Below are 7,102 nucleotides of genomic sequence, written 5' to 3'. Positions count from 1 at the left end.
GAATTTTCCGTTCAACTTCAACCACTTGACTCGCTTCGATCTCTCGTTAGCGGGAGGCGAATTCTACAGCGTTTCAACTCGCTGTCAACCACCTTTTTCACCGCTGCCGATCTATTCGACCGAAGCACTTCCGACACTATCGCTAAACGTCTAACTCATTGATTACCAAGGAGTTTTCCGTTTCGACTGCGCCGGAAGAGGTGCGCATTATAGAGAGATGAAACGGGGCGTCAAGGGTTAATCCCAACCTTTCTCAAAACAACCCAAAACGCCCCTCTATATATAGAAGGGCGCAAACACTACAACACGCCAGCAGTGCGCAAGCGCTGGATCTCATCCGCTGTCAACGTCAATACCTCAGAGAGAATCTGATCAGTATGCTCACCCAGCAATGGCGGCGCATTGCGATACTCGACTGGCGTCTCCGACAGCCGAATAGGGCTCGCCACTTGCGGCACACGCCCAGCCAAGGGGTGGGCCAATTCAATGGCAAGGCCACGGGCCTTCACCTGAGGGTCCTCGAACATCTTTGCCAGGTCATTGATTGGCCCACAAGGAACACTGGCCTGCTCCAGCAAGCTGATCCATTCGGCTGTGGTCTTGAATACCGTTACCTGACGAATCAAAGGAATCAACTCGGCGCGATTCGCCACTCTTTGCTTGTTAGTCGCAAATCGTGGGTCATCCGCCCACTGAGGCTGCCCAGCCACTTCAGCGAACTTGCGAAACTGACCATCATTACCAACCGTAAGGATGAAGTCGCCATCCGCCGTGGGGAAGTCCTGATAAGGCACGATATTCGGATGCGCATTACCCAGCCGACGGGGCGCCACCCCAGTAGTCAGGTAATTCATTGCCTGATTGGCCAGGCAGGCGACCTGTACGTCGAGCAACGCCATATCAATGCGCTGCCCACCGCCACCGTGCTCACGGTGGGCGAGGGCGGCCAGTATCGCAACAGTCGAGTAAAGCCCGGTGAGGATGTCGGTGAGGGCGACCCCAACCTTCATCGGACCAGCTCCTTCTTCACCTTCAGGGCGGCCGGTCAGACTCATGAGCCCACCCAACCCCTGAATCATGAAGTCATAGCCCGCACGCTTGGCGTAAGGGCCGGTTTGACCGAAGCCAGTAATAGAACAATAGATAAGGTTAGGGTTGATCGCCTTCAGGCTTTCATAGTCGAGGCCATAGGCTGCCAGCCCGCCCACCTTGAAATTCTCGATGAGAATGTCCGATTTGGCTGCCAGTTCACGCACCAAGCGCTGACCTTCAGGCTGAGTGAAGTCGATGGTCAGCGAGCGCTTGTTGCGGTTGGCAGACAGGTAATAGGCCGCCTCACTGGTATTCTCACCCCGCGCATCCTTGAGGAAGGGCGGCCCCCAGGCGCGGGTGTCATCACCCACACCGGGGCGCTCCACCTTGATCACCTCGGCCCCCAGGTCCGCAAGGATTTGCCCTGACCACGGCCCAGCCAATACTCGCGACAGATCCAGCACCCGCAGATGAGATAGCGCGCCCATGGTCTGGCTCCCTGATTAGTAGAACGCCTGAATGCCGGTTTGCGCACGCCCCAGGATCAAGGCATGCACGTCATGGGTCCCTTCATAGGTGTTGACCACTTCAAGGTTGACCAAATGTCGCGCAACACCGAACTCGTCGGAGATGCCATTGCCGCCCAGCATGTCGCGCGCCATACGGGCGATGTCCAAGGCCTTGCCGCAGGAGTTACGCTTCATGATCGAGGTAATCTCAACCGCGGCAGTACCTTCATCCTTCATCCGCCCCAGACGCAGGCAACCTTGCAAGGCGAGGGTGATCTCGGTCTGCATGTCGGCCAGTTTTTTCTGGATCAGCTGGTTTGCGGCCAACGGACGACCGAACTGCTGACGGTCGAGGGTATATTGCCGCGCGGTGTGCCAGCAGGCTTCAGCGGCGCCCAGTGCACCCCAAGAGATCCCATAACGCGCCGAGTTCAAGCAGGTGAAGGGGCCCTTCAGGCCACGCACGTCGGGGAAGATGTTCTCTTCGGGAACGAACACATTGTCCATCACGATTTCGCCAGTGATCGACGCGCGCAAACCCACCTTGCCATGAATGGCCGGCGCACTCAGGCCTTTCCAGCCTTTTTCCAGGACGAAGCCTCGGATATCACCGGCATCATCCTTGGCCCAAACCACAAACACATCAGCGATAGGGCTGTTGGTGATCCACATCTTGCTGCCAGTCAGGCTGTAGCCACCCTCGACCTTGCGGGCACGGGTGATCATCGAGCCTGGGTCAGAGCCATAGTTGGGCTCAGTCAGGCCAAAACAACCAATCCATTCACCACTGGCCAGCTTGGGCAGGTACTTCTGCTTCTGGGCTTCAGTACCAAACTCGTTGATCGGCACCATCACCAGTGACGACTGCACACTCATCATCGAACGATAGCCGGAGTCGATTCGCTCCACTTCACGGGCGATCAAGCCGTAGCACACGTAGTTGAGGCCACTACCACCGTACTGCTCAGGAATGGTCGCACCGAGCAGGCCGATTTCTCCCATCTCACGGAAGATCGCAGGATCCGTCTGTTCGTGACGAAAGGCTTCCAGTACACGCGGTGCCAACTTGTCCTGAGCAAACTGGAAAGCACTGTCACGCACCATGCGCTCTTCTTCAGTGAGCTGCTGATCGAGCAACAGGGGGTCGATCCAGTTGAAGCTTGCTTTGCCAGCCATGGGCGAATCCTCAAGAAATGGGTTCAGGTTTTTTGTCCTTTGATCCTAGGCCGGAAAGCCCAGAGGGACAAACGAGGATTGCGCATAAACTTGTGATAATTTTTCACTCCGTAATGGAAAAAAGCCCATTCCTGCGTTCTATTAGTGAGATCAACGTATATGAGGCGCAAGATACCCAGCACCACGGCCCTGGTTTGCTTTGAAGCAGCCGCGCGCCACGAGAGCTTTACAAAGGCGGCCCAAGAGCTGTCCCTGACGCAGGGTGCCGTCTGTCGACAGATAGCGGGGCTGGAAGACTTCCTCAATGTCGAACTGTTTCGCCGTTCACGCCGCGGGGTAAAACTGACCGAAGCAGGGCTTTCCTATAGCCGTCGGGTAGCGACACAGTTGGATGCCGTAGAGCGCGACACGTTGTCGGTCATGGGCCAACAGGGGGCCAATGTCATTGAACTGGCCGTGGTGCCAACCTTTGGCACCCAGTGGTTGCTGCCTCGCCTGAAGGAGTTTCAGCACCGCCATCCAGAAGTCACCGTCAACTTGACCAACCGCACGCGGCCCTTTCTGTTCGCCGATACGCATTTCGACGCGGCGATCTATTTCGGCGATGCCGACTGGCCAGGTACACAGTTCCACCGCCTGATGGGCGAGAACCCGGTCCCGGTATGCAGCCCGGCACTGCTCGGCGCCCAGCAACAGCTCACGGCGAAGACCATCGCCAGCCTGCCTCTGCTGCAGCAAACCACCCGACCATATGCTTGGCGACAGTGGTTTGACAGCCTGAACATGAATGTTGCTCGCGACATGACGGGGCCACGCTATGAGCTATTCTCGATGCTTGCCCAGGCTGCGATACATGAAATGGGCATAGCACTGATACCGCCATTTCTGATTCAGCGCGAGCTGGCAGAAGGGCGCCTGGTTATCGCCAACCCCCATGCACTGTCGAGCATCAAGGCCTATTACCTGATGATTCCCGAGCGCAAAGTGGAGTCTGCGTCATTGCGCGCCTTCCGCGACTGGCTGGTAGAACAAGCCCGCAACTACATCGCCAACCACAGCGAGAGTGTTCGAAATTAACTACGTAGTGCAATATTCTGAACACCTACAAATATACGTAAATGTCGCAATTAGTTAAAACCTACCAACACCCTCGTAAACACCCCTTAACCCTGCTGTTTACGTGGCTTTGACGCTATAAATAGGGTGCAATTTCTCTCCCACAGTGATTTCAACGGAAAATTTTCAAATTTTGCCGTAATCTCCCTGAAGCCCACGGCTGGCGGGCTGAAGGCCGATTGTTGCGACATACGGTCACAGGGTGACTTGTAGTTTGTTTATCGTCACCCTTCAAAATCTGTTGAAGCGATTCAGGATCGCCAGCAAAATGCCCAGCCCCGCCTGAATTCACGCGGGATCGTGCTGATCGGCCGCCCCAGACGCACCATCCGTAGTGCACTGGTTTACTAACAAAAGATCACGCAGGAGAAATTGACGTGCACATTGGTGTTCCTCTCGAAACGCAGACGGGCGAGACACGCGTCGCTGCAACCCCGGAAACCATCAAAAAACTGATTGGCCAGGGTCACCAGGTCACCGTTCAAAGCGGCGCTGGGGTTAACGCCAGCGTACCGGACAGTGCCTACGAAGCAGCAGGCGCCACTATTGGCAGCGCTTCCGATGCGTTTGGCGCACAACTGATTCTGAAAGTTGTGGCGCCCAACGATAGTGAACTGGGTCAGATCAAGAGCGGTTCCGTGCTGTTGGGTATGCTCAATCCCTTCAACAACGATGTCATCGCCAAGATGGCCGAGTGCGGCATTACAGCCTTTGCCCTGGAGGCGGCCCCGCGCACTTCCCGTGCGCAAAGCCTGGATGTGTTGTCGTCACAGGCCAACATCGCCGGTTACAAGGCTGTCCTGCTGGCAGCGCACTATTACCCACGCTTCATGCCGATGCTGATGACCGCTGCCGGTACGGTAAAAGCCGCACGCGTGCTGATTCTCGGCGCAGGTGTGGCCGGGCTGCAGGCAATCGCCACAGCCAAACGCCTGGGTGCGGTGATTGAGGCTTCGGATGTACGGCCTGCCGTTAAAGAGCAGATCGAATCGCTCGGCGCCAAGTTCATTGATGTGCCGTATGAAACCGACGAGGAGCGCGAATGCGCCGAAGGCGTTGGCGGCTATGCCCGACCAATGCCGGCGAGCTGGATGCAACGCCAGGCCCTGGCCGTGCATGAGCGCGCCAAACAGGCCGATATCGTCATCACCACCGCACTGATCCCCGGCCGTAAGGCACCCACGCTGCTCAGCGCCGAAACCGTTGCGCAGATGAAGCCGGGGTCGGTGGTCATCGACTTGGCGGCGGCTCAAGGCGGTAACTGCCCGCTCACGGTTGCCGATCAAGTGGTTGTTGAAAACGGTGTGACTATCGTCGGGCCAACCAACCTGCCAGCAATGGTCGGCGCCGATGCCTCGGCGCTCTATGCACGCAACCTGCTGGACTTCATGAAACTGCTGTTCGACAAGGATGGCCAGTTCACGATCAACCTCGAAGACGACATTGTCGCCGCGTGCCTGATGTGCCGCGACGGTCAGGTCATCCGCAAGAACGGATAAGGAGCACGACAATGGAAGACATGCTGATTTCCCATGGCGTCTACAACCTGATCATCTTCGTGCTGGCCATCTATGTCGGTTACCACGTGGTCTGGAACGTAACCCCTGCGCTGCATACCCCATTGATGGCGGTTACCAACGCCATTTCCGCCATCGTCATCGTTGGCGCAATGCTCGCCGCAGCCCTGACGGTAACCCCGCTGGGCAAGATCATGGGCACCCTCGCGGTCGCCCTGGCAGCGGTCAACGTGTTCGGCGGTTTCCTGGTCACCCGGCGCATGCTGGAGATGTTCAAGAAGAAAGCAGCGAAGGCAGAGGGGCAGAAGTAAACATGAGCATGAACCTGGTAACACTTCTCTACCTTGTCGCCTCGGTATGTTTCATCCAGGCCCTCAAAGGCCTGTCGCACCCGACCACGTCGCGCCGCGGTAATCTGTTCGGCATGCTCGGCATGGCGCTGGCCGTGGTCACCACCATTGGCCTCATCTACAAGTTGGGCTCGGAACTGGCGACTGCCGGTATTGGCTACGTGATCGTAGGCCTGCTGATTGGCGGTACTGCGGGTTCGATCATGGCCAAACGAGTAGAAATGACCAAGATGCCCGAGCTGGTCGCGTTCATGCACAGCATGATCGGCCTGGCTGCGGTATTCATTGCCATTGCGGCAGTGGTTGAACCGCAATCGCTGGGCATCGTCAGCAGCATCAGCGAGCCGATCCCTACCGGTAACCGCCTGGAGCTGTTCCTCGGTGCAGCCATCGGTGCAATTACGTTTTCCGGTTCGGTCATCGCCTTCGGCAAGCTCTCCGGCAAGTACAAGTTCCGCCTGTTCCAGGGCGCACCTGTGCAGTTCAGCGGTCAACACAAGCTGAACCTGATACTGGGCCTGACCACCATTGGCCTGGGCCTGGTCTTCACCTTCACCGGCAACTACAGCGCATTCGCCCTGATGTTGATCCTGGCGTTCGTAATGGGCGTGCTGATCATCATCCCGATCGGCGGTGCCGACATGCCGGTAGTGGTGTCGATGCTCAACAGCTACTCGGGCTGGGCGGCAGCGGGCATCGGCTTCTCGCTGAACAACTCGATGCTGATCATCGCAGGTTCGCTGGTAGGGTCTTCGGGTGCGATCCTCTCGTACATCATGTGCAAAGCGATGAACCGCTCGTTCTTCAACGTAATCCTCGGCGGCTTCGGCGGGGCAACGGACGCTGCTGGTCCGGCTGGAGCGAAGGAGGCCCGCCCAGTGAAGTCCGGTTCGGCAGACGACGCCACCTTCCTGCTGAGCAACGCCGACACGGTCATCATTGTGCCTGGCTACGGCCTGGCTGTTGCGCGTGCCCAGCATGCCCTCAAGGAACTGACCGAAAAGCTGACCCATAATGGCGTTACCGTTAAGTACGCGATCCACCCGGTAGCCGGTCGGATGCCTGGACACATGAACGTACTGCTGGCCGAAGCCGAAGTGCCTTACGACCAGGTCTTTGAGATGGAGGATATCAACTCCGAATTCGGCCAGGCCGACGTGGTGCTGGTGCTGGGTGCCAACGACGTGGTCAACCCGGCGGCGAAGAACGATCCAAAGTCACCCATTGCTGGCATGCCGATCCTCGAAGCCTTCAAGGCCAAGACCATCATCGTCAACAAGCGCTCCATGGCCAGTGGTTATGCAGGCCTGGACAATGAACTGTTCTACCTCGACAAGACCATGATGGTCTTCGGCGACGCCAAGAAAGTCATTGAAGACATGGTCAAAGCCGTCGACTGACC

The 7,102-nt window shown here is 57.4% G+C and carries 6 protein-coding genes; 4 read left to right on the top strand and 2 right to left on the bottom strand.

Features of this window, described 5'->3' with window-relative positions:
- Nucleotides 1-299: 299 nt before the first annotated feature.
- Both UIA24_RS07625 and UIA24_RS07620 read right to left on the bottom strand, forming a co-directional pair.
- Nucleotides 300-1,520, bottom strand: a complete 1,221-nt coding sequence (locus UIA24_RS07625; RefSeq protein WP_330522526.1) for a CaiB/BaiF CoA transferase family protein — start codon at nt 1,518-1,520, stop codon at nt 300-302.
- Between the two features lie 15 nt (nt 1,521-1,535).
- On the bottom strand, nt 1,536-2,717 hold the full coding sequence (locus tag UIA24_RS07620) for an acyl-CoA dehydrogenase (RefSeq protein WP_065761868.1): 1,182 nt from the start codon (nt 2,715-2,717) through the stop codon (nt 1,536-1,538).
- A gap of 159 nt (nt 2,718-2,876) precedes the next feature.
- On the opposite strand from UIA24_RS07620, the gene UIA24_RS07615 reads away from it, so the two are divergent.
- The 4 genes from UIA24_RS07615 (at nt 2,877) to UIA24_RS07600 (ending at nt 7,100) form a co-directional block, all read left to right on the top strand.
- A complete protein-coding gene (locus UIA24_RS07615; protein WP_102052969.1) occupies nt 2,877-3,794 on the top strand; it encodes a LysR family transcriptional regulator in 918 nt (305 codons plus the stop codon).
- Nucleotides 3,795-4,210: 416 nt separating this feature from the next.
- Nucleotides 4,211-5,332, top strand: a complete 1,122-nt coding sequence (locus UIA24_RS07610; RefSeq protein ID WP_102052970.1) for a Re/Si-specific NAD(P)(+) transhydrogenase subunit alpha — start codon at nt 4,211-4,213, stop codon at nt 5,330-5,332.
- An 11-nt stretch (nt 5,333-5,343) separates the two neighbouring features.
- Nucleotides 5,344-5,661, top strand: coding sequence for an NAD(P) transhydrogenase subunit alpha (locus UIA24_RS07605; protein WP_042127705.1), 318 nt, complete (start codon nt 5,344-5,346; stop codon nt 5,659-5,661).
- Between the two features lie 2 nt (nt 5,662-5,663).
- Entirely contained in the window at nt 5,664-7,100 is a 1,437-nt protein-coding gene (locus tag UIA24_RS07600) for an NAD(P)(+) transhydrogenase (Re/Si-specific) subunit beta (protein ID WP_330522525.1), read from the top strand.
- The last annotated feature ends 2 nt before the right edge of the window (nt 7,101-7,102 follow it).

It is taken from the genome of Pseudomonas sp. AL 58 (assembly GCF_036348395.1).
Classification (GTDB): Bacteria; Pseudomonadota; Gammaproteobacteria; order Pseudomonadales; family Pseudomonadaceae; genus Aquipseudomonas; species Aquipseudomonas defluvii.
This window is presented reverse-complemented; position numbering and strand designations above follow the sequence as displayed.

Coding starts and splice junctions, on each gene's coding strand:
- UIA24_RS07625 (WP_330522526.1), bottom strand. CDS start 1,520: ATGGGCGCGCTATCTCATCTGCGGGTGCTGGATCTGTCGCGAGTATTG.
- UIA24_RS07605 (WP_042127705.1), top strand. CDS start 5,344: ATGGAAGACATGCTGATTTCCCATGGCGTCTACAACCTGATCATCTTC.
- UIA24_RS07615 (WP_102052969.1), top strand. CDS start 2,877: ATGAGGCGCAAGATACCCAGCACCACGGCCCTGGTTTGCTTTGAAGCA.
- UIA24_RS07600 (WP_330522525.1), top strand. CDS start 5,664: ATGAGCATGAACCTGGTAACACTTCTCTACCTTGTCGCCTCGGTATGT.
- UIA24_RS07620 (WP_065761868.1), bottom strand. CDS start 2,717: ATGGCTGGCAAAGCAAGCTTCAACTGGATCGACCCCCTGTTGCTCGAT.